The organism is Alistipes sp. dk3624, from assembly GCF_009557455.1.
In the GTDB taxonomy this organism is placed as follows: Bacteria; Bacteroidota; Bacteroidia; order Bacteroidales; family Rikenellaceae; genus Alistipes_A; species Alistipes_A hominis.
Window position 1 is genome coordinate 1,509,179 of the sequence record NZ_CP045651.1, and the last position, 20,731, is coordinate 1,529,909.

Genomic DNA, 20,731 nt, shown 5'->3' on the forward strand with positions numbered 1-20,731 from the left:
TCTTTCGAGTATTTGACGATTCGAGGATGAGAAAAGGGCCCTCTGTAAAGAAAGTCATTCGGGCTATTAGTACCGCTCGGCTTTGACATCACTGCCTTTACACCTGCGGCCTATCAACGTAGTAGTCTCCTACGGCCCTCAAGGGAAATCTTATCTTGGGGTTGGCTTCGTGCTTAGATGCTTTCAGCACTTATCCAATCCGAACATGGATACTCAGCGATACACCTGGCGGCATAACTGATAAACCAGAGGTTCGTCCAACTCGGTCCTCTCGTACTAAAGTCAGGACCCCTCAAATTTCCTACGCCCGCAACAGATAGAGACCGAACTGTCTCACGACGTTCTGAACCCAGCTCGCGTGCCACTTTAATCGGCGAACAGCCGAACCCTTGGGACCTTCTCCAGCCCCAGGATGTGACGAGCCGACATCGAGGTGCCAAACCGCCGCGTCGATATGAGCTCTTGGCGGCGATCAGCCTGTTATCCCCGGAGTACCTTTTATCCTTTGAGCGATGGCCAGTCCACACAGAACCACCGGATCACTATGCCCTGCTTTCGCACCTGGTCGACTTGTTGGTCTCACAGTCAAGCACCCTTGTGCCATTGCACTCTGCGCACGGTTACCATTCGTGCTGAGGGTACCTTGGGAAGCCTCCGTTACGCTTTTGGAGGCGACCACCCCAGTCAAACTACCCACCAAACGGTGTCTCCCTTGCGGGGTTAGAATTCAAATACACAAAGGGCAGTATTTCAACGTTGACTCCACGATACCTAGCGGCACCGCTTCGCAGTCTCCTGCCTATCCTACACATTATGCACCCAAATTCAGCGTTAAGTTGCAGTAAAGGTTCACGGGGTCTTTTCGTCCCGTTGCGGGTACCCGGCATCTTCACCGGGACTACAATTTCACTGAGCTCACGGACGAGACAGTGTCCAGATCATTACACCATTCGTGCAGGTCGGAACTTACCCGACAAGGAATTTCGCTACCTTAGGACCGTTATAGTTACGGCCGCCGTTTACTGGGGCTTCGATTCAATGCTTCGCTTGCGCTGACATCCCCTCTTAACCTTCCAGCACCGGGCAGGTGTCAGGCCCTATACTTCTTCTCTCGAATTAGCAGAGCCATATGTTTTTGTTAAACAGTTGCCTGGACCTCTTCGCTGCGCCCTACTTGCGTAGGGACCCCTTTTCCCGAAGTTACGGGGTCAATTTGCCTAGTTCCTTATCCGTGATTCACTCAAGCACCTGAGGATACTCTCCTCGACCACCTGTGTCGGTTTACGGTACGGGTGATATGAACCTGAAGCTTAGAAGTTTTTCTCGGAAGCTTGCTTGGGCTAACTATCCGATTGGCCGTAGCCGCTCGGTACTGTCAGGTTTCAGCATGAATCAGCTATTAACCGAATCATATACCTACACCCTTTAACCAACAATTCCGTCTGTTGGCGTAGCTTACGCTTCTCCGTCCCTCCGTCGCAGTTCATATCAGTATCGGAATATTAACCGATTGTCCATCGAGATCACCATGCGGCTTACCCTTAGGCCCCGACTGACCCTGATCCGATTAACGTTGATCAGGAAACCTTGGTCTTGCGGTGGGCGGGTTACTCTCCCGCCTTATCGTTACTTATACCTACATTTGCTTTTCCATAAACTCCACCGATCCTCACGAATCGGCTTCGACGTCGATGGAATGCTCCCCTACCACTCCGTAGAGTCCATAGCTTCGGCAATACACTTGATGCCCGGTTATTATCCACGCACAACCGCTCGACTAGTGAGCTGTTACGCACTCTTTAAATGAATAGCTGCTTCCAAGCTAACATCCTAGCTGTCGCTGCAGTCGCACATCGTTAGTTCAACTTAGTGTATGTTTGGGGGCCTTAGCTGATGGTCTGAGTTGTTCCTCTTTAGTCGCCGGACATTAGCACCCAGCGGCTCACTGCTGCAAATCATTCTACTGGCATTCGGAGTTTGTCAGGATTTGGTAGGCGGTGAAGCCCCCGCATCCAATCAGTAGCTCTACCTCCAGTAGACTATTACAACGCTGCTCCTAAAAGCATTTCGGGGAGTACGAGCTATTTCCCAGCTTGATTAGCCTTTCACCCCTACCCACAAGTCATCCGAAAACTTTTCAACGTTTACCGGTGCGGACCTCCAGTTGGTTTTACCCAACCTTCATCCTGCTCATGGGTAGATCGCAAGGTTTCGCGTCTACAACCACTAACTATACGCCCTATTCAGACTCGCTTTCGCTTCGGCTCCGGACTTTATAGTCCTTAACCTCGCTAGTGATTAGTAACTCGTAGGTTCATTATCCAAAAGGCACGCCGTCACCGCACGAAGCGGCTCCGACAGGTTGTAAGCGTACGGTTTCAGGTTCTTTTTCACTCCCCTGTTCGGGGTACTTTTCACCTTTCCCTCACGGTACTGGTCCACTATCGGTCTCTTGGGAGTATTTAGCCTTACGGGGTGGTCCCCGCAAATTCTGACAGGATTCCTCGTGTCCCGCCATACTCAGGATACTGCTACCGCTTACCGAACTTACCAATACGGGACTTTCACCCTCTACGGTACGACTTTCCAGTCATTTCTCGTTCGTTGGTATTAAGATATCGCAGTCCTATAACCCCGGCATTGCCGTAACAATGCCGGTTTGGGCTCTTTCCTTTTCGCTCGCCACTACTCGGGAAATCGATGTTTCTTTCTCCTCCTCCTATTACTAAGATGTTTCAGTTCATAGGGTTTGCTCACCGTTGCCGGTGTGACAGGTCTCCGACCTGCCGGGTTGCCCCATTCGGACATCTGCGGATCAAGTCTTTTTTGCAAATCCCCGCAGCTTTTCGCAGCTTAACACGTCCTTCTTCGCCTCCAAGAGCCTAGGCATCCCCCGTACGCCCTTGCTTACTTTCTTTTTCGTGTCGCATAACCCGGCTCGTGACCGGTTATGCAACCCCCTTTCTCATCCTTAAATCTGTCAAAGAACTTTTTTACAACAGGAAAGCCTTACAAAACGCAAACCTTTCTAGTGTAAATTGTGGAGAATAAGGGAGTCGAACCCTTGACCCCCTGCTTGCAAAGCAGGTGCTCTAGCCAACTGAGCTAATTCCCCAATCTCTTTATGGTAGTCCCGAGCGGACTTGAACCGCTGACCCCTACATTATCAGTGTAGTGCTCTAACCAACTGAGCTACGGGACTGTCTAGTGTAATGTGGGACACACATATTATTAAAATTAAAGGTAATCTGAGAAAAACAGGTAAGTTTCATACCTATCTTCAAATAATCATACCCTCCAAAAAGGAGATGTTCCAGCCGCACCTTCCGGTACGGCTACCTTGTTACGACTTAGCCCCAGTCATCGGTTTTGCCCTAGGACGCTCCTTGCGGTCACGTACTTCAGGCACCCCCAACTCCCATGGCTTGACGGGCGGTGTGTACAAGGCCCGGGAACGTATTCACCGCGCCATGGCTGATGCGCGATTACTAGCGAATCCAACTTCATGGAGGCGAGTTTCAGCCTCCAATCCGAACTGAGATCGGCTTTCGAGATTGGCATCCTGTCACCAGGTAGCTACCCTCTGTACCGACCATTGTAACACGTGTGTCGCCCCGGACGTAAGGGCCGTGCTGATTTGACGTCATCCCCACCTTCCTCTCGGCTTACACCGGCAGTCCTGCTAGAGTGCCCATCTTGACATGCTGGCAACTAACAGTAGGGGTTGCGCTCGTTATGGGACTTAACCCGACACCTCACGGCACGAGCTGACGACAACCATGCAGCACCTAGTTTCGCGCTCCGAAGAGAAGACCCCTTTCAGGATCCGTCGCTAACTTTCAAGCCCGGGTAAGGTTCCTCGCGTATCATCGAATTAAACCACATGTTCCTCCGCTTGTGCGGGCCCCCGTCAATTCCTTTGAGTTTCATTCTTGCGAACGTACTCCCCAGGTGGATAACTTATCGCTTTCGCTTAGTCACCGACACTATATCGCCGGCAACGAGTTATCATCGTTTACGGCGTGGACTACCAGGGTATCTAATCCTGTTCGCTACCCACGCTTTCGTGCCTCAGCGTCAGTAATAGCTTGGAAAGCTGCCTTCGCAATCGGTGTTCTGTGTGATATCTAAGCATTTCACCGCTACACCACACATTCCGCCTTCCGCAACTACACTCTAGTCTGACAGTATCAGAGGCAATTTCGATGTTGAGCATCGAGCTTTCACCTCTAACTTATCAAACCGCCTACGCACCCTTTAAACCCAATAAATCCGGATAACGCTCGGATCCTCCGTATTACCGCGGCTGCTGGCACGGAGTTAGCCGATCCTTATTCGTACGATACTTTCAAACAGATACACGTATCTGAATTTACCCTCGTACAAAAGCAGTTTACAATGCATAGCACCTTCATCCTGCACGCGGCATGGCTGGTTCAGACTTGCGTCCATTGACCAATATTCCTCACTGCTGCCTCCCGTAGGAGTCTGGTCCGTGTCTCAGTACCAGTGTGGGGGGAAAACCTCTCAGTCCCCCTATGTATCATCGCAATGGTGAGCCGTTACCTCACCATCTAGCTAATACAACGCATGCCCATCTTTAACCACCGGAGTTTTCAACCTCAAAAGATGCCTTCTGAAATATTATGGGGTATTAGACCAAATTTCTTCGGATTATCCCCCTGTTAAAGGTAGGTTGCATACGCGTTACGCACCCGTGCGCCGGTCGCCGGCAGAAGTAGCAAGCTACTTCTTCCGCTGCCCCTCGACTTGCATGTGTTAGGCCTGCCGCTAGCGTTTATCCTGAGCCAGGATCAAACTCTCCATTGTAAAAAATTTAAATCATTAGAGTCCTGACTACTTGAATTTCCTGAAATAATTTAGGAATTGATAAATACTACATTTACTTGTTTTTCTCAAATATTACCAATAATTCAAAGAACCTGTTTCATGTTGCGAAAAGTTCGCAAAGACCGCTAAAAAAATCGCTCTGATTTTAAGAGCGAATCGGACTGCAAAGATACGGCGGATTTTTAAATTTCCAAATGTTTCTTTGCAAAATTTGCAAATTTTATTTTCGACAACCTTTTGAAAGAACTGCTTTACTTTCGTTTAGCGGGTGCAAATGTAGAGACTTTTTTTTATCCTGCAAATTTTATCCGATCTTTTTTTGTTTTTTTTATTCATGCATTCATCTCATCCGTCCATTTCAATACATATAAAAATCTGTATTATTGTATATTAACTACAATTATCAATCCTTCAAATATTCATCTTTTTTAAATTTCATTCTTTCTCAAAGGTCTGCATTCTTTTAAAGCGAATCGTCAATAGAGATCATTGGAATATTCAATCTCCAACCGATAAATACTTAATCGGAATCGATCAAACATCTGGCAATACAAATCAAATAGGCAACTTCGCTCTTTTAGTATTTAAGGTATATATAGACATTATATTAATCGAACTATTACCTTTACAATATTTATAACATTTGCATTTAGTCGAATGATAAGTTTTGCAAAGAAATACGGTATAACACCCGTTATCATGACTGAATATCCGGATTTTCACTTGTTCAAGAAAAACAGCAGATCCTACAATATCGAAAGATGGCCTTGTTACAGCATAACGGAAGTATCCAAATTAGACGAATTAAATACACCCTATTGTTTTGTTCTTAATCCGGATATGACAATGAGTGCTGTTTTCATTCCAGAAAAAGCACTTCCATCGGTCACCAGTCTTTACTTGCAGGGAATTCTCGACCGTTTCTTTACAGTTGACCAAAACAATTGACAAACCGTTGCACTGCACCCAAAAGAACATTTAAGGAATCTTCATTGAAACAACAATTATTCCCTCATCCATGAATAAGGCCTCTGTAAAAACAGAGGCCTTATTCATCTAAAAGAGAGAAACATCAATAACTCCTGGCAAAAAGGACGCGGCGGTGCGAAGGCTTTCCGCTGACGATGCAGACTCCCTCTTCGGCGGGGGCGTCGACCGGAATGCACCGGATCGTCGCTTTCGTCTCGTTCTTGATGCGCTCTTCCGTTTCGGGCGAGCCGTCCCAATGGGCCAGGATAAAGCCGCCTTTGTCGTCGAGCACCCGTTTGAACTCGTCGTACGTGTCGACCCGCGTAATCATACCGTCGCGGAATTTCAGCGCTTTATCATAAATATTCTGCTGTATCTCGCCGAGAAGCCGTTCGACGGCATCTTCCAGCCCTTGTTGCGGAACGGTCGCTTTTTCGAGCGTATCGCGGCGAACCAGTTCGATCGTACCGCCGGCAAAGTCGCGCGGCCCCATCGCCAGGCGAACGGGTACGCCTTTCAACTCGTATTCCGCGAATTTGAAACCGGTGCGGACATTGTCCCGCGCATCGATTTTAACGCTGATTCCCCGTTTTTTCAGTTCGGCGGCAATCTCGTCCAGCCGGGCCAATATCTGCGCCAGCTCTTCGGAGCCTTTGTAAATAGGGATCATCACGACCTGTATCGGAGCCAACTTCGGCGGCAGCACGAGCCCGTTATTGTCGGAGTGCGCCATGATCAGGGCCCCCATCAAACGGGTCGAAACGCCCCACGAGGTCGCCCACACATAATCGAGCTTACCCTCCTTATTGGTAAACTGCACGTCGAACGCTTTTGCGAAATTCTGTCCGAGAAAATGCGACGTTCCGCTTTGCAGCGCTTTCCCGTCCTGCATCAGCGCCTCGATCGTCAGCGTGTCGTCGGCCCCGGCGAAACGTTCGCTGTCGCTCTTGTGCCCCACGATCACCGGCAGCCCCATCCACTTTTCGGCAAATTCCTTGTAGACGCCGATCATTTTTTTCGCTTCGGCCATCGCTTCCTCCCGGGTTTCGTGCGCCGTATGCCCCTCCTGCCACAGGAACTCGGCCGTCCGCAGGAACAGGCGCGTACGCATCTCCCAACGCACCACGTTAGCCCACTGGTTGCAAAGAATCGGCAGGTCGCGGTACGACTGAATCCAATTTTTATAGGTATTCCAGATAATGGTCTCGGAGGTCGGGCGGACGATCAGCTCCTCCTCGAGCCTGGCATCGGGATCGACGATCACGCCCTTGCCGTCGGGATCGTTTTTCAGCCGGTAATGGGTCACCACGGCGCACTCCTTGGCAAACCCCTCGACATGATGCGCCTCCTTGCTGAAAAACGACTTCGGGATAAACAGCGGGAAATAAGCGTTTTCATGCCCGGTATCTTTGAACATCTGATCCAGCGCACGCTGCATCTTTTCCCAGATCGCATAACCGTACGGTTTGATCACCATACATCCGCGAACTGCCGAATTCTCGGCCAGTCCCGCTTTTACCACCAGATCGTTATACCACTGCGAATAGTTTTCGTCCCGTGATGTCAACTCTTTCAGCTCTTTTGCCATATCAAACTACTTTTCAGTCTTAAAATACTTCGGTTTGTGAATTTACAAAGGTATAGTATTTTTCCAAAAATCGTAAAAATTGAATATCTTTGGCAACGAGGCCGGATCGGTTTTTCCCTGGAAAAAGGAAAAACATTCGACCCGCGCCACGCAACGTTCGGAGGGCGCAGATGCATCTTTTAAAAACGGCGCGCGCGCCCTCCGGAACCGTGAAATTTATTTCCGGAGCAATAACTTTCGGGTATAATTTTCGTTATACCTATATATGATGGAATGCGGCGGCGGCGAAAAGGCCGCCATTCCGCGAAACAGAAAAAATAGAGTGCCATGAAAAGCCGAAAATTAATAACCGTATTGGGCAGCGTGGTCGTTGCCACGCTGCTGGGAGGATGCAGTGCAACCGTCTATTCGAGCACTTCATCCGCTGCCACCGACGATTTATACGTAACGCACAACCGGAAAGCGATCGCCGCCGAGAAGCAGCAGCGTCTCATCCGGCAGCAGGAAGCGCAGCGCGCCGCGGAAGAGGCCGAACGGGCCCGCCGCGAGGAAGTGGCCCGGGCCGTATCCGAACTGAACGACCGACAAGAGGACGAATCGCGCAGCAGCTTGATCGCGGGCGGTTACGGCGGAGATTCTTACGCAAGCCGTCTGAAAAGTCTCGGTTCGCTGAGCGACGACAGGCAGAGCGACGTCCAAAACGAAAATGCCAACACCTCGGGACGCTATGCCTCCGCCTACGATCCGGCCTATTACGACGTGACGGTACTCGGCGACCAGGTGCTCGTAGAACCCAAATACGCCCCCTCCTTGTACGGCGACTGGGGAACAGCCAACGTAAACATCAATCTCGGACTGTGGGGATGGAGCTCCCCCGCATGGAACTGGAGCAGCCCGTGGTGGTGGGGATGGAGCCCGTCGTGGAGTTGGTATTCGGGATACTACCCTTATAACAGTTGGAACTGGGGATGGAATTGGGGATGGAACAGTTGGAACGGCTGGTACGGAGGATGGTACGGCGGCTGGTATCCGCCCTATTACGGAGGATGGTACGGCCCGCATCATCACTGGGGATACGATTATTACCCTAAATACAATAATAAGAACACGGTTTGGAACCGTCCGAGAACCGGAACGGGCGGCACGGTATCTTCCGCAGGGCGGGGGTCGTCGGGACCCAGCTACCGCCGGGGAGGAACCACTTCATCGACCTACCGGCCCGGAACGACTACCGGCTCGTCGCTGAACGGCGGCTCGTCGTACCGCCGGGGCGGTACGACCTCGAGCGGCAGTTCGATCGGCAGCACCGGTTCGGGAACGTCTTCGGGCAGTTCGTCCTACCGGCGCGGCGGAACCGCATCGGGGCCGACTACCACCGTAAGCCCGTCGGTTAACAACAATTCGGGATCGTCGTACCGGCGCGGAAGCACCGCTCCCTCTTCGGGCAGCAGCTACTCGCCGAGCACCGGGTCCGGCTACCGGGGCGGAGGAGGAGGATACACCGGCGGCGGACAATCGTCGGGCGGCGGCGCAAGCTATCGGAGATAATCTTCGGCCGGCTTCCGGCAACGACAAACCTCGAACACGAAACTCAACATCGAATTAATCAAAGAACGAATTATGAAAAAAAACAAATTCGTCACGCTATGCGTCATCGCGGCGCTTCCGTTCGCAACGGCGACCGCCCAGACTCCGGGCGACCTACTGAATCTATCTCAGTACAACTATTCATTCGGAACGGCACGCAGCGCGGCGCTCGGCGGAGCTTTCACATCGCTCGGCGCGGATCTCTCTTCGATGAACATCAATCCGGCAGGTCTGGGAATCTACCGGGGATCGGAAGTCGGCATATCGCCGTCGCTGACCTGGAGTAACATGGAAAGCGGCTTTCAGGGACGGAGCAACGACTATTCGCGCACCCGGTTTTCGCTGGGCAATGTCGGGGCAGCGCTGAACCTCTACCAGGGAACAGGCGCGCTGACCAGCTTCACGCTGGGCGTAGGTTATACGAAACTGGCCGATTTCAATACCACGTCGGCGGCTTACGGACAAGGGATCGGACAGTCGATGACCGAAGTATTCGCGGAAGATATCCGCGGAGTCAGCGAATCGACGCTGCGAATGACTCCCGAAGACCCGATCAGTCCGTTCCAGAGCCTCGCTATCGGACAATGGGGTGGAATTCTGGCCTACAACACCTATGTGCTCGACCCGGTAGGCGACAACTATTACGCCCCGTGGAACAACCTTTCGAAAGACGCGCGGATCAACCCGTCGCTGTACAACATCAACAAGGGAAGTATCGGCGAATACGACATCTCCGGCGGATTCAACTTCCAGAATATCCTCTACCTCGGGTTTACGGTCGGGATTCAGGATATTTACTTCCGGAACGAAAACAATTACAGCGAAACTTACAGCAACAATACGCTGCCGCTGAATCGCCTGAATTACATCCGGACGCTGCGTCAGGACGGCACCGGCGTGAATTTCAAGTTCGGGGCCATCCTCCGTCCGGTCGACAACCTGCGGATCGGCGTGGCCGTCCATACGCCGACCTACGTCAGCATGAACGAGGAGTACACCGAATACATGTCGGCGGAATTCAACACCCAGCAAAACTGGCAGGAGAGCCCGTACGCCCCCAACCAGTACAACATCAACACCCCCACGCGGCTGCTCACGGGTATTTCGTTCACGCTCCCGGGCGTAGGGCTGATCACGGCCGATTACGAACGGGTATGGTACGACAACATGAAGATCCGAAACATGAACGGAAACAACTGGGAATTCGAACAGGATCTCAACCAGGACATCAAGTCGTTCTTTCAGCCGGCGAACAACTTCCGGGTGGGCGTCGAGGCGACTCCGCTGAAAAACTTCTACGTGCGGGTCGGCTATGCCAATTACGGGGAGTGCATCCGGACGAAGGACGCCTTCATCAACCAGGCGAACGTCCGTTCTTACGAGAACTATTCGGCCGGCTTGGGATTCCGTTTCCAAAATTTCTACCTGGACGCGACCTATATTTACACCGCGTACAAATACGCTCCCTACCAGATGTTCTATTTCTACGACGATAAAGATAAATACACCATCCAGTCGGGAGCCGTCGATACCAAGCAGAACCGCAACACGATCACCCTGTCGGCGGGACTCAAGTTCTAAACGCCGTCCCCGTTATACGACACTCCCGGAACCGTTCGTAACGCGTTCCGGGAGTGTTTCGTTTCATATCTCCACCAGGTTGTGCTTGATCGCATAGACGACCAGGTTCGCCGTATTCCGGCATCCGGTTTTAGCCAGGATATTCGACCGATGCTTATCGACAGTGCGTTTCGAAATAAACAGCGCATCGGCGATCTCGTTGTTCGACTCGCCGCGGCAGATGTGCAGCAGGATCTCCGACTCGCGTTGCGAAAGCTGTTCGGGACTATCCTCCGGCACCGACGACGGAGTCGATTTGAGGTTGCTTACCAGATTGAACAACAGCTCCTGCGAGAAAAAACTTCCTCCGTCGACCACCGTTTCGATCGCGGCTACGACGTCCTTGATTTCTGAATTTTTCAGAATAAAACCTTTCACGCCGAGCGACACCATTTTGAAATAGTAATCCTCGTCGCCGTACATCGAGAGCGTGATAATCCGCAGGTCGGGCCAACGTTTCAGCGCTTCTTCGGCGGCCACAATGCCGTTCATTTTCGGCATCTCGATATCCAACAGCACGACGTCCGGAGTTTCGCGCCCCAGCAGTTCGAGCAACTCGCAACCGTCGGAAGCCTCCCCGGTCACTTCGAAATTCCGGATGCCCGACAACAACGTCTTGAGTCCGTTGCGGAACAGCGTATGATCGTCCGCCAACACTATTTTACAAGTTCTTTCCATAACCGTCCTTTTTTACACATGCACCTCGACCACCGCATTCATTCCGCGGCCGGGCGTGCTTTTCAACGCGAAATCGCCTTTCAGCGAACTGACCCGAGACTGAATGTTAGCGATTCCCATTCCTTTCTGTTCGACCTTCGCTACGTCGAACCCGCATCCGTTATCGCGGTAATCGAGCCGCAGCACGCCGTCGGCGTAAACCAGCGAAACGGTAGCGACCGAGGCCCCGGAGTGTTTCAGGCTGTTGTTAATCAACTCGCACACGATCCGGTACAGGATCACTTCGATATCCATATCGAAACGTTCCGTCCGCAGGTTCGTCGAAAAATTGATCCGCATCGCGCCGCGCGGCAGCCTATTGATGAAATTCGAGATCGCCCGCGATAACCCGAAATCGTTCAGGATATGCGGGCTGAGATTGACCGAGATCTCGCGCAGGCTGCGGATCGCTTCGTCGATCACGTAGTTGGCATTGCGCAGTATCTCGCGGTTGCGTTCATCCGTATCGCCGGACGAAAGCGCCGAAATAGACATCTTTGCGGACGAAAGCAACGGCCCCAATCCGTCGTGCAGATCTTTCGAAAAACGCTGCCGCTCTTTTTCCTCGGTACGCAACACGGTGTTCAGTATCCGCCGTTCGCTGATCCGCCGCTGACGCTCGGCACGGGCGATGTAATTGAAAATTTTCTGCACCAGGAGCATCCCGACCGCGAAACAGAGCGAAGTAACGATCCCTGTCCAGATAAAGAACTCCGACGGCAACCGCCACTCCTTCAGATCGGTGATCTGAACGTACTCCCCGAGACGCAGAAACGCCATGCAGGTCAGCGCGACCGTAAACAACATCCACGACAGGTTGTATTTGGTACGGCGCGTCAGCCCGATAGCGACGATCGCCGCAATGATTTGCAGGATGACGGATATGATCAGCAGTATCTCTTTAACCATTGCAGAATAGCCGTTTAACAGTGGAACGGAGTTCGAATATTTTGTAAATATACAAAATTTTCAGATTAACCGTCCCCGCCGCCGGCGAAGCGTCCTGTCCCGGCTGCCGAAAACAACTATCCGCCCGGCGGGGACGGGAACGACAAAACGGGGAACCAGCCTGCTGGTTCCCCGTCGTATAGAATCTTTCGTATCCGAAAAGCTATCCGGACTATTTGGCCACCACTCTTTTCTTCTCTTTGATACGAGCTTTTTTACCGGTCAGTTCGCGCAGGTAGTAAATACGCGCACGGCGAACGACACCCACTTTATTCACCTCGATACGGTCGATATGCGGCGAGTAAACCGGGAAAATACGTTCCACGCCGATACCGTCCGAAATTTTACGAATCGTGAACATCTTCGTAATACCGCTGCCCTTGATCTGAATGACCGTGCCGCGGAAACTCTGGAGACGTTCCTTGTTACCCTCGACAATCTTGTAGGTCACGGTAATCGTGTCGCCGCTTTTGAACGAGGGAACTTCCGGCTTCACCCACATCGAATCCTGGGCGATCTTGATTAAATTATCCATCTCTTTTCAATTAAATTTATAGTGGGAATATTGCGGGCCCCTACGTCCTCGCAAGAGATTCCTGCACTTTGGGAGGGCAAAGATAACGCTTTCCGTTGAAAAAACAATATTTTGCACTCGAAACCCGTGATATTTTCGAACTTTCAGGGAATTCCGGACGGACGATCCGCGCCGTCCGGCCGGAAAATACCGCTGCAATTCGTTAGCAGTTCAATGCGGCTCCCGCCTTGAACCACTTGATTTGCTGTTCGTTGTAAGTATGATTGGCTTCGAACGACTCGGACGTTCCGTCGCTGTGGCGCAGCGTAACGGTCATCCGGCTGCCCGGCGCAAACGTTTTCAGGCCGGTCACTTCGATCCGGTCGTCCTCGCGGATGCGGTCGTAATCGGCCGGATCGGCGAACGTCAGCGCCAGCATACCCTGTTTTTTCAGGTTCGTTTCATGGATTCGCGCGAACGACTTGACAAGCACGACCTTCACATTCAGGAAGCGCGGTTCGAGCGCGGCATGTTCGCGCGACGATCCCTCGCCGTAGTTCTCCTCGGCCACGACGATCGAACCGATCCCCTTCGCCTTATACTTTTTGGCCACAGACGACACGCCGTCATAACTGCCGTCCAGCGTATTGAGCACCGAATTGGTCTGTCCGTTGAATTTATTGACGGCTCCCATCAGCAGGTTGTCCGAAATGTTTTCGAGGTGTCCCCGGAAGCGCAGCCACGGCCCCGCCATCGAGATATGGTCGGTCGTGCACTTGCCGGACGCCTTGATCAGCAGCCGCAAATCGGTAAAGTCGTTCCCGTCCCACGCGGCAAAAGGCTCCAGCCGTTGCAGGCGATTCGAACCGGCGGCGATCGCCACCTCGCCGGAAGCGTGCGGATCGGGCGCGACGTACCCGTTGTCTTTCACGTCGAACCCGGAGGCGGGCAACTCGTCCCCTTTCGGTTCGTCGAGCATCACGGACTGTCCGGCAGCATTTTGCAGCGTGTCCTTCATCGGATTGAACGTCAGGTCGCCGGCGATGGTCAGCGCCATCACCAGTTCGGGCGAAGCCACGAAAGCGTGCGTATTCGGATTGCCGTCGGCCCGCTTCGCAAAGTTCCGGTTGAACGACGTCACGATCGAGTTCGGACGCGTGTTGTCCGGCTCGTGCCGCGCCCACTGCCCGATGCACGGACCGCAAGCATTGGCCATCACGGTGCCGCCCGCCTCAAGCAGCGACTGCAAGATTCCGTCGCGTTCGGCCGTATAGCGCACCTGCTCCGAACCCGGATTGATCAGCAGCTTCGCTTTCGTCTCCAGCTTTTTGGCGGCCGCTTGACGCGCCACCGAAGCGGCGCGGCTCAGATCCTGGTACGAAGAGTTCGTACACGATCCGATCAAGCCGACTTCCATCCGCTGCGGGATCCCTTTTTCGCGCACCCAGGCGCCGAATTCGGAGATCGTATGCGCGGCATCGGGCGTAAAAGGCCCGTTGATATAGGGTTCCAACGACGACAGGTCGATTTCGATCACCCGGTCGTAATATTTTTCCGGCTCGGCGGCCGTTTCGGCGTCGGCGCGCAGCGAACCGGCTATGCCGTCGGCCAGCGCGGCCACTTCTTCGCGTCCGGTAGCGCGCAGGTAGCGCGCCATCGACTCGTCATAGGCGAACAGCGAAGTGGTGGCCCCCACCTCGGCGCCCATATTGCAGATCGTCGCCTTGCCGGTCGCAGACAGCGAAGCCGCCCCGTCGCCGAAATATTCCAGAATCGCATTGGTTCCGCCCTTGACGGTCAGTATCCCGGCCAGTTTCAGGATCACGTCTTTCGGCGAAGCCCAGCCGCTGAGCCGCCCGGTCAGTTTCACGCCGATGATCTTCGGCATTTTCAGCTCCCACGGCATCCCTGCCATCACGTCCACCGCATCGGCCCCGCCGACGCCGATAGCTACCATGCCGAGCCCGCCGGCGTTCGGCGTATGCGAATCCGTCCCGATCATCATGCCGCCCGGAAAAGCGTAGTTTTCCAACACGACCTGATGAATGATACCGGCCCCGGCTTTCCAGAAACCGAGCCCGTAGCGATTGGCCACGCTTTTGAGAAAATCGTACACCTCGCGGTTCGAATCGTTGGCGGTAGACACATCGGAAGCGGCCCCCCGGTCGGCCTGAATCAGGTGGTCGCAGTGCACCGACGCCGGAACGGCCGAACGGTCGCGGCCGGCGTTCATAAACTGCAACAGCGCCATCTGCGCCGTGGCATCCTGCATCGCCACGCGATCCGGACGGAAATTCACGTAATCGACCCCTCTGCGGAACGCTTTCGCATCCGACGCATCGTACAGGTGCGCATAGAGGATTTTCTCCGCCAGCGTCAGCGACGTTCCTTTCACTTTCCGGGCCTGCTCCACCCTGGCGGCGAACGAGCCGTAAACTTTCCGAATCAACTCAATGTCAAATACCATTTTCTCTATATTTATTAAATTACCCTGCTTTTCGATACGGGCATAAAAACACAAAACGGAAATTCTCCCGTTTTGCAAAGATAATCAATTTATCAAAAAGAGTCCCCGCTCCCGACGGATTTATCGGCTCTGCGGAACGGTCATTTCGCGATCTGCCCGGCCGTGTGCCTGAGTATCTCGGCCCGTTTCCGGTCGCGGGCTTCCGAAACGAAAGCGATCAGCCCATCCGGGTCGTCGCAACTGACGATGTAGGTATCCTCGTAAATATCCTCGATCAGCACCAGGTTGTTCCGCTCCGCCGCATAGACCTTGTACAGCGTCCACTCCCGGAAGCTGAAATAGTAGCCGTAATATCCCCAGAACCCGTAGCTGCCGAGCAACGGCCACAGCCGGCGGAATTCGCTGCGTTCGATCCGCCGGATCAGTTCGATATCCTCGATGTGAATCCGCGTCAGGTCGACGATGCAATGGATCTCGAGCGCCGCGTCGTCCAGCAGGATGTAACGCGGAATGGACAGGATGTACAGCGTGATGATGCAGACGACGAAAAAGAGTCCCCAGGCCGGCAGGTAATCGCCTCCCAGGACGAAATGAAACCAAACGAACAGCCCGGCGAGAATCAACAACAGGGCCGCCGTAATCCGCCGGCAGCGCCGGTCGTAGCGGTATTTATATTTTTTTTCCATCGGTACTTCCTCCCTAAGACGGCTGGCGATTATCCTTTCCCGGCCGCGTTTCTGCGTTCCTCCCTTTTTTTGTCGTTGCGCTCTTTCTCCCGTTCGGCCCGGCCGGCTACCATACATAGGAAAACGGCGAAAACGGCCGCAGCCACGCCGGATTCGACCAGCATCGACTGCATGTTCTTGCCGCTGTGGAACGCCCATGTTTCCGCCCCGTACGTAATCGCGAAAATCACGACGAAAAAAAGCGCGGCGTACAAAAGAAAATTCAGAACCACTTTCATAACGAATCACCTATTTCGGTCATCGATCCAATACGTTTTACGAACGTTTCCGGCGACGATCTTATTTTACATCAAATGTGAAAAAACGATTTTCCGACGAAAAAACTACGCCCCGAAATACTCCTTAAGATACGTATGGAAATTTTTCAGCGTTTCGTCCATCGACACGTACGATTTGCCGCCGGCGGCGTTACGGTGTCCCCCGCCGTCGAAATAACGGCGCGCGAACACGTTGACGTCCACGTCGCTGCCCCGCGAACGGAGCGACACCCGGATGCTGTGCTTCGTCTGGATAAACATCGCCGACATGCGGATACCCCGGATCGACAGCGGATAATTGACGAATCCCTCGCTGTCGCCCTGTATGAAGTTGAAGCGCCGCATCTCCTCCTCGGTCAGGGACACGTACGCCACGCCGTACCGATAGTCGGTCACCATCTTGTCGTTCAGCATGTACCCGAGCAGCCGCATCCGTCCCTCCGAAAAATTGTCGTACACGCTGCTGTTGACGTACGGCACGTTCACTCCGCGGTCGATCAGCACCGCTACGGCCCGGAACAGATCGGAAGTCAGGTTGCTGAAACTGAAATTGCCGGTATCGGTCATGATGCCGACATACAGCGCCTCGGCCATCGCCTGGTCGATCGCATCGGTTCCGGCCAGCGCCTCGATCAGCTGATAGACGATATAGGAAGTCGAACAGGAGTGCGTATCGGAAAACTGCACCGTATAACCGTCCACCGGCGGATGCAGGTGATGGTCGATCAGTACGCGCTGGGCCGTCGTATTGGCCGTCGCCGTATCGGTCACCCGGTCGAGCCGGTTGATCTGATTGAAATCCATGCAAAAGATCACGTCCGCCTCGCCGATGAACTTCGCCATCTCCCCGTCCGCATCCTCCTTGAAAACCCCGATATACCCGATATCGGTCATCCATTCGAGAAAATAAGGGTACCGGTTCGGCGCGATGCAGCGCGTCGTATGCCCCAGACGTTCGAGGTACGCGCGCCACGCCAGCGCGGCGCCGATCGTATCGCCGTCCGGATTGGTATGTGAAAGAAGCGCCATTTTTTTGGGAGCGCCGCCCAATATCTCCCGCAGTTGATCCAGTTTCTGTTCCGTAATTACCATAAAAATTTTTCTTTTTTTAATCGAACGGCCCGTCCGTTCCTCCCGGAGCCGTAAATATCATCCCCCGTATCCTTCCTTCCGGCTGCGGTTCGCCCGTCGGCGTATAAGGCCCGCGCAGCAGGTCGTCCGCCTTCGACGTCGCGGCGGCGGGCGAACCGGCTATGTCCGCCAGGGCGTACTGCAATACGAACTCGTCCGGATCGCCCAATTCGAGCATCTGATCCTGATTATCGTCGTCGTCCGCCGGAAAATCGGGATCGAAACCGTCCGCGTAATCCGATTCGTAATCGCGGTTGAAAGCCCGGCCGGTAATCGGACGTAAAACGATCCCGTAAACGTTCGACCGGATCTCCGACGATCCTACGTTTTTTCCTTCCGTCGTCGTTCCCACCACCTTCACCGGCATATACGGCCGCAGGTTGTTGATCACCAACTCGCTCGACGAAGCCGTCCACGGGCCGGTCAGCACATAAAGCCGGGCGAGATTCAGGTTGCAGCCGTCCACTTCGCCTTCCGGCAGGAACCGCAGCACCGTCTCGCCGTACAGCGTATGCAGGTCGTCGTTGAAACGTTCGATGCAGAAAACCTGTCCCAGCGCGCTCTGCGGCGCGATCATGCTGCACAGCAACCGACAGGTATTGACGTAACCGCCGCCGTTATAACGAAGATCCAGCACCAGTTCGTTGATATGCTGTCGTTTGAAATCGGCGAATACCGCTTTGAGTTGTTCGTCGTACCGCCCGTCCGACGCCCCGGCAGGCTCCGACAGGAATTCGTTGTATACGAGATAACCGATCCGCCGGGAACCGCGTACGATCAGCGTATCGGTCAGTACCGGAGAGACGTCCAGCGTTTCGGCGGCGTCCATCGAAACAGATTTCTCGTAAACGGTTTGATAAATTTCGAACCCGCCCTGCATCGTTTTTTCCATCCGCTCCACCCACAGTGTGACCGCTCCGCCCCGCCGCAGTACCGACGTGTTGTTCGACCCGATCGGTTTTCCGTCGACCAGACAGATCCAGTCCCCGCGCCGTATTCCGGCTCTATCGGCGGGCGATCCCTTCACCACGAACTGCACCCGGGCCGCCACATACGTTCTGGAATAGTCGGTATAATAGCACTTGTATTCGATCCCGTAAGTGGCAACCTTGCCCGAAACGGCCGTTTTCGACGTTCCGCTACGTTCCATAGACGAGTAAAAATAGTTATCCGTCCCGGTATGTTTCCCGTCGTTGTCGGTCGGACGCGAGGACAACAGTCCGGTGAAAAAGTTTTCGCACGACTGGTTGTAATCGGGAGTTATCGTCTTCGTATAATCGTTATAGAGGTACTGCCGGATCATCTGCGAATAGATCCAGCGGTTGGCGGCAGCATCCGTAGCAGGATCGGACGCTCCCCCTTCCGAAGGGCCTTTGGCACAGGATATCAGCGCCAAACCCGCCAGCACGGCAAACCACCCTTTCAGTCCGTTCATAACTCCGGTTTTAATCCGACAATTCCGTCCCCGGACGCCGACCGCCCGAAGGTGGCCTGATCCGGCATTTTACAAAAATAGTAAATTATCGGCAGATCGTCGCAAAAAATCACTTTTCCTTTCGCCCGTAATAACGACACCACGGAGTCAGGCCGCACTGATCGCATTTGGGTCTACGGGCCAGGCATACGTAACGCCCGTGCAGGATCAGCCAGTGGTGCGCGATCGGGAGCAATTCGGGGGGAATATGCGCCGTCAGCTGATGCTCGGTCTGCAACGGCGTTTTGGCCCCCGTGGTCAGCCCCAACCGGTCGGACACCCGGAACACGTGCGTGTCCACCGGCATCACGGCCTCGTTGAAAACGACGATCCCGATCACGTTGGCCGTCTTGCGCCCCACGCCCGGCAATCGCTGCAACTGATCGAGGTCGGACGGCACCTCTCCGCCGAACTCCGACACCAGCATCCGCGCCATGCCGGCCAGGTTTTTCGCCTTGTTGTTCGGATAAGAAATACTTTTGATATAAGGATAGATCTCCTCGGGCGTCGCTTCGGCCATGCGTTGCGGGGTCGGGAAACGCTCGAACAGCGCCGGAGTAGTCATGTTGACCCGTTTGTCGGTGCACTGCGCCGACAGGATGACCGCCACCAGCAATTGGTACGGGTCTTTGTAGCGCAATTCGCTCTCGGCGACGGGCATATTCTGCTGAAACCATTCCAGGATTCGGGCGTATCGTTCAGTCAGTCTCATGGCAAATCGATTTTAAATAATTCGAAACCGGATAGATTATTCTATGACAATGACAAAGTTACAATATTTTTCCAAGGATCGGAACGAGGATCGCCGTAGCCAGCCCCATCAACCCGATGGCCAACCCGCTGATAGCCCCCTCGACGGCCCCCAGTTCCATCGCGCGGGCCGTTCCGAGCGCATGAGCCGCCGCGCCCATCGCCAGTCCTTTGGCGATCCGGCTTTCGACGCCGACCCGGCGGAGCACCCACGGCCCGACGATGCCGCCGAACACGCCGACCACGATTACCGCCACGGACGTCAGGGCCGGAATCCCGCCCGAGTTGGCCGACACCGACAGCGCGATCGCCGTCGTAACCGACTTCGGTTCGAGCGAAGCGACTACGGCAGGCTCGGCCCCCATCCAACGGGCGATCAACGCGACGCTGACGATCCCCACGGCGCTGCCGACCAGGATCGCCACGACGATCGAAATCACGTTCCCCCGGATGTTGTAAATCTGATCGTGCAGGATATACCCGAGCGCGACGACCGACAATCCCAGCAGAAAATCGATCACCTGCGTCTGCCGCATGTAATGCTCGTATTCGATCCCGCTCAGCCGCAAAAAGGCGATCAGCACGACGATCGAAACGAAAATCGGATGCAACAGCGCCCAGTTGACCTTGCGGCGCAACCACATCGCGCCGATGTAAACGCCGACGGTCAGCGTCAGCAGGAACACCTGCGAATCAGCGATCTCCTTTATCATCATCTTCTTTTTTAGACCGTTTTTTCGACTCCAGTTTCTGCTCCACCAGCCCGACCACCGCGATCACCAGCACCGTGCTGACCAACGAAGCCACGATGATGGCCAGCATGTAGCGGCTCAGCAACGTGTAGGACGTGATCAGTCCGACGCCGACCGGAATAAAGAACAACATCATGTTGTCGAGCAGGAACATCGACACCTTTTTCACATGCCCCGGACGCACCCACTTCAGCGACAGCGCACAGAAAAGCAGGATCATCCCGATCACGCTGCCCGGAACGAAATTCCCGATCAGGGCCGCGACGAAGCATCCCAGCAGATAAAACAACAAAATCAGAAATATACCGTACATTTTCAGGAACTAGTCTAAATAAAAATACAATACGCAGAAACCTTTCG

The 20,731-nt window shown here is 53.9% G+C and carries 14 protein-coding genes, 2 tRNA genes and 2 rRNA genes; 2 read left to right on the forward strand and 16 right to left on the reverse strand.

From position 1 onward, the window contains the following. Nucleotides 1-45: 45 nt before the first annotated feature. The 5 genes from GFH31_RS06355 to proS all read right to left on the reverse strand — a co-directional run bounded on the left by GFH31_RS06355 (nucleotide 46) and on the right by proS (nucleotide 7,408). Nucleotides 46-2,917 (reverse strand): 23S ribosomal RNA (locus GFH31_RS06355). Nucleotides 2,918-3,041: 124 nt separating this feature from the next. Next, nucleotides 3,042-3,115, reverse strand: a tRNA-Ala gene (locus GFH31_RS06360). A gap of 10 nt (nucleotides 3,116-3,125) precedes the next feature. Then, nucleotides 3,126-3,202, reverse strand: a tRNA-Ile gene (locus GFH31_RS06365). A 99-nt stretch (nucleotides 3,203-3,301) separates the two neighbouring features. Beyond that, a 16S ribosomal RNA gene (locus GFH31_RS06370) occupies nucleotides 3,302-4,830 on the reverse strand. Together the 16S and 23S rRNA genes with 2 tRNA genes alongside form the textbook arrangement of a ribosomal RNA operon. A 1,093-nt stretch (nucleotides 4,831-5,923) precedes the next feature. After that, nucleotides 5,924-7,408, reverse strand: coding sequence for a proline--tRNA ligase (gene proS / locus GFH31_RS06375; RefSeq protein WP_055203223.1), 1,485 nt, complete (start codon nucleotides 7,406-7,408; stop codon nucleotides 5,924-5,926). A 327-nt stretch (nucleotides 7,409-7,735) separates the two neighbouring features. Between proS and GFH31_RS06380 the strand changes: the two genes are divergently transcribed. Beyond that, nucleotides 7,736-8,956, forward strand: coding sequence for a hypothetical protein (locus tag GFH31_RS06380; protein ID WP_125147128.1), 1,221 nt, complete (start codon nucleotides 7,736-7,738; stop codon nucleotides 8,954-8,956). A gap of 72 nt (nucleotides 8,957-9,028) precedes the next feature. After that, nucleotides 9,029-10,576, forward strand: a complete 1,548-nt coding sequence (locus tag GFH31_RS06385) for a hypothetical protein (protein ID WP_055203218.1) — start codon at nucleotides 9,029-9,031, stop codon at nucleotides 10,574-10,576. A gap of 63 nt (nucleotides 10,577-10,639) precedes the next feature. Here GFH31_RS06385 and GFH31_RS06390 read toward each other — a convergent pair whose 3' ends face one another. From GFH31_RS06390 to GFH31_RS06435, 11 genes are all read right to left on the reverse strand, one after another. Beyond that, the gene (locus tag GFH31_RS06390; protein WP_101573658.1) at nucleotides 10,640-11,293 is read right to left on the reverse strand and encodes a response regulator; all 654 of its coding nucleotides are present in this window, start codon (nucleotides 11,291-11,293) and stop codon (nucleotides 10,640-10,642) included. A 12-nt stretch (nucleotides 11,294-11,305) separates the two neighbouring features. Then, complete coding sequence (locus GFH31_RS06395; RefSeq protein WP_055203215.1) at nucleotides 11,306-12,241, reverse strand: sensor histidine kinase; 936 nt, start codon at nucleotides 12,239-12,241, stop codon at nucleotides 11,306-11,308. Between the two features lie 211 nt (nucleotides 12,242-12,452). Beyond that, nucleotides 12,453-12,815: a 50S ribosomal protein L19 gene (rplS, locus tag GFH31_RS06400; protein ID WP_055203213.1), complete on the reverse strand. Its 363-nt coding sequence runs from the start codon at nucleotides 12,813-12,815 to the stop codon at nucleotides 12,453-12,455. Between the two features lie 202 nt (nucleotides 12,816-13,017). Next, on the reverse strand, nucleotides 13,018-15,261 hold the full coding sequence (locus GFH31_RS06405) for an aconitate hydratase (RefSeq protein ID WP_101573459.1): 2,244 nt from the start codon (nucleotides 15,259-15,261) through the stop codon (nucleotides 13,018-13,020). Nucleotides 15,262-15,401: 140 nt separating this feature from the next. After that, the gene (locus GFH31_RS06410; protein ID WP_055203209.1) at nucleotides 15,402-15,947 is read right to left on the reverse strand and encodes a PH domain-containing protein; all 546 of its coding nucleotides are present in this window, start codon (nucleotides 15,945-15,947) and stop codon (nucleotides 15,402-15,404) included. Nucleotides 15,948-15,976: 29 nt separating this feature from the next. After that, the gene (locus GFH31_RS12810; protein ID WP_055203208.1) at nucleotides 15,977-16,225 is read right to left on the reverse strand and encodes a hypothetical protein; all 249 of its coding nucleotides are present in this window, start codon (nucleotides 16,223-16,225) and stop codon (nucleotides 15,977-15,979) included. Between the two features lie 105 nt (nucleotides 16,226-16,330). Beyond that, complete coding sequence (locus GFH31_RS06415) at nucleotides 16,331-17,356, reverse strand: DHH family phosphoesterase (protein ID WP_055203206.1); 1,026 nt, start codon at nucleotides 17,354-17,356, stop codon at nucleotides 16,331-16,333. 16 nt (nucleotides 17,357-17,372) lie between these two features. After that, nucleotides 17,373-18,830 carry a S41 family peptidase gene (locus tag GFH31_RS06420; protein ID WP_153497643.1) on the reverse strand — a complete coding sequence of 486 codons (1,458 nt, stop codon included), beginning with the start codon at nucleotides 18,828-18,830 and terminating at the stop codon, nucleotides 17,373-17,375. A 109-nt stretch (nucleotides 18,831-18,939) separates the two neighbouring features. Beyond that, nucleotides 18,940-19,581, reverse strand: a complete 642-nt coding sequence (gene nth / locus GFH31_RS06425; protein WP_055203202.1) for an endonuclease III — start codon at nucleotides 19,579-19,581, stop codon at nucleotides 18,940-18,942. Nucleotides 19,582-19,639: 58 nt separating this feature from the next. Beyond that, the gene (locus GFH31_RS06430) at nucleotides 19,640-20,329 is read right to left on the reverse strand and encodes an LrgB family protein (protein ID WP_101573660.1); all 690 of its coding nucleotides are present in this window, start codon (nucleotides 20,327-20,329) and stop codon (nucleotides 19,640-19,642) included. After that, nucleotides 20,313-20,684 (reverse strand): CidA/LrgA family protein, encoded by a 372-nt coding sequence (locus tag GFH31_RS06435; RefSeq protein ID WP_055203200.1) that lies wholly within the window; start codon nucleotides 20,682-20,684, stop codon nucleotides 20,313-20,315. Before GFH31_RS06435 ends, GFH31_RS06430 begins: the two co-directional genes overlap by 17 nt. Nucleotides 20,685-20,731: the final 47 nt, after the last annotated feature.

Coding starts and splice junctions, on each gene's coding strand:
- GFH31_RS06385 (WP_055203218.1), top strand. CDS start 9,029: ATGAAAAAAAACAAATTCGTCACGCTATGCGTCATCGCGGCGCTTCCG.
- GFH31_RS06435 (WP_055203200.1), bottom strand. CDS start 20,684: ATGTACGGTATATTTCTGATTTTGTTGTTTTATCTGCTGGGATGCTTC.
- GFH31_RS06390 (WP_101573658.1), bottom strand. CDS start 11,293: ATGGAAAGAACTTGTAAAATAGTGTTGGCGGACGATCATACGCTGTTC.
- GFH31_RS06395 (WP_055203215.1), bottom strand. CDS start 12,241: ATGGTTAAAGAGATACTGCTGATCATATCCGTCATCCTGCAAATCATT.
- proS (WP_055203223.1), bottom strand. CDS start 7,408: ATGGCAAAAGAGCTGAAAGAGTTGACATCACGGGACGAAAACTATTCG.
- GFH31_RS06415 (WP_055203206.1), bottom strand. CDS start 17,356: ATGGTAATTACGGAACAGAAACTGGATCAACTGCGGGAGATATTGGGC.
- GFH31_RS06405 (WP_101573459.1), bottom strand. CDS start 15,261: ATGGTATTTGACATTGAGTTGATTCGGAAAGTTTACGGCTCGTTCGCC.
- nth (WP_055203202.1), bottom strand. CDS start 19,581: ATGAGACTGACTGAACGATACGCCCGAATCCTGGAATGGTTTCAGCAG.
- GFH31_RS06410 (WP_055203209.1), bottom strand. CDS start 15,947: ATGGAAAAAAAATATAAATACCGCTACGACCGGCGCTGCCGGCGGATT.
- GFH31_RS06420 (WP_153497643.1), bottom strand. CDS start 18,830: ATGAACGGACTGAAAGGGTGGTTTGCCGTGCTGGCGGGTTTGGCGCTG.
- GFH31_RS06380 (WP_125147128.1), top strand. CDS start 7,736: ATGAAAAGCCGAAAATTAATAACCGTATTGGGCAGCGTGGTCGTTGCC.
- rplS (WP_055203213.1), bottom strand. CDS start 12,815: ATGGATAATTTAATCAAGATCGCCCAGGATTCGATGTGGGTGAAGCCG.
- GFH31_RS12810 (WP_055203208.1), bottom strand. CDS start 16,225: ATGAAAGTGGTTCTGAATTTTCTTTTGTACGCCGCGCTTTTTTTCGTC.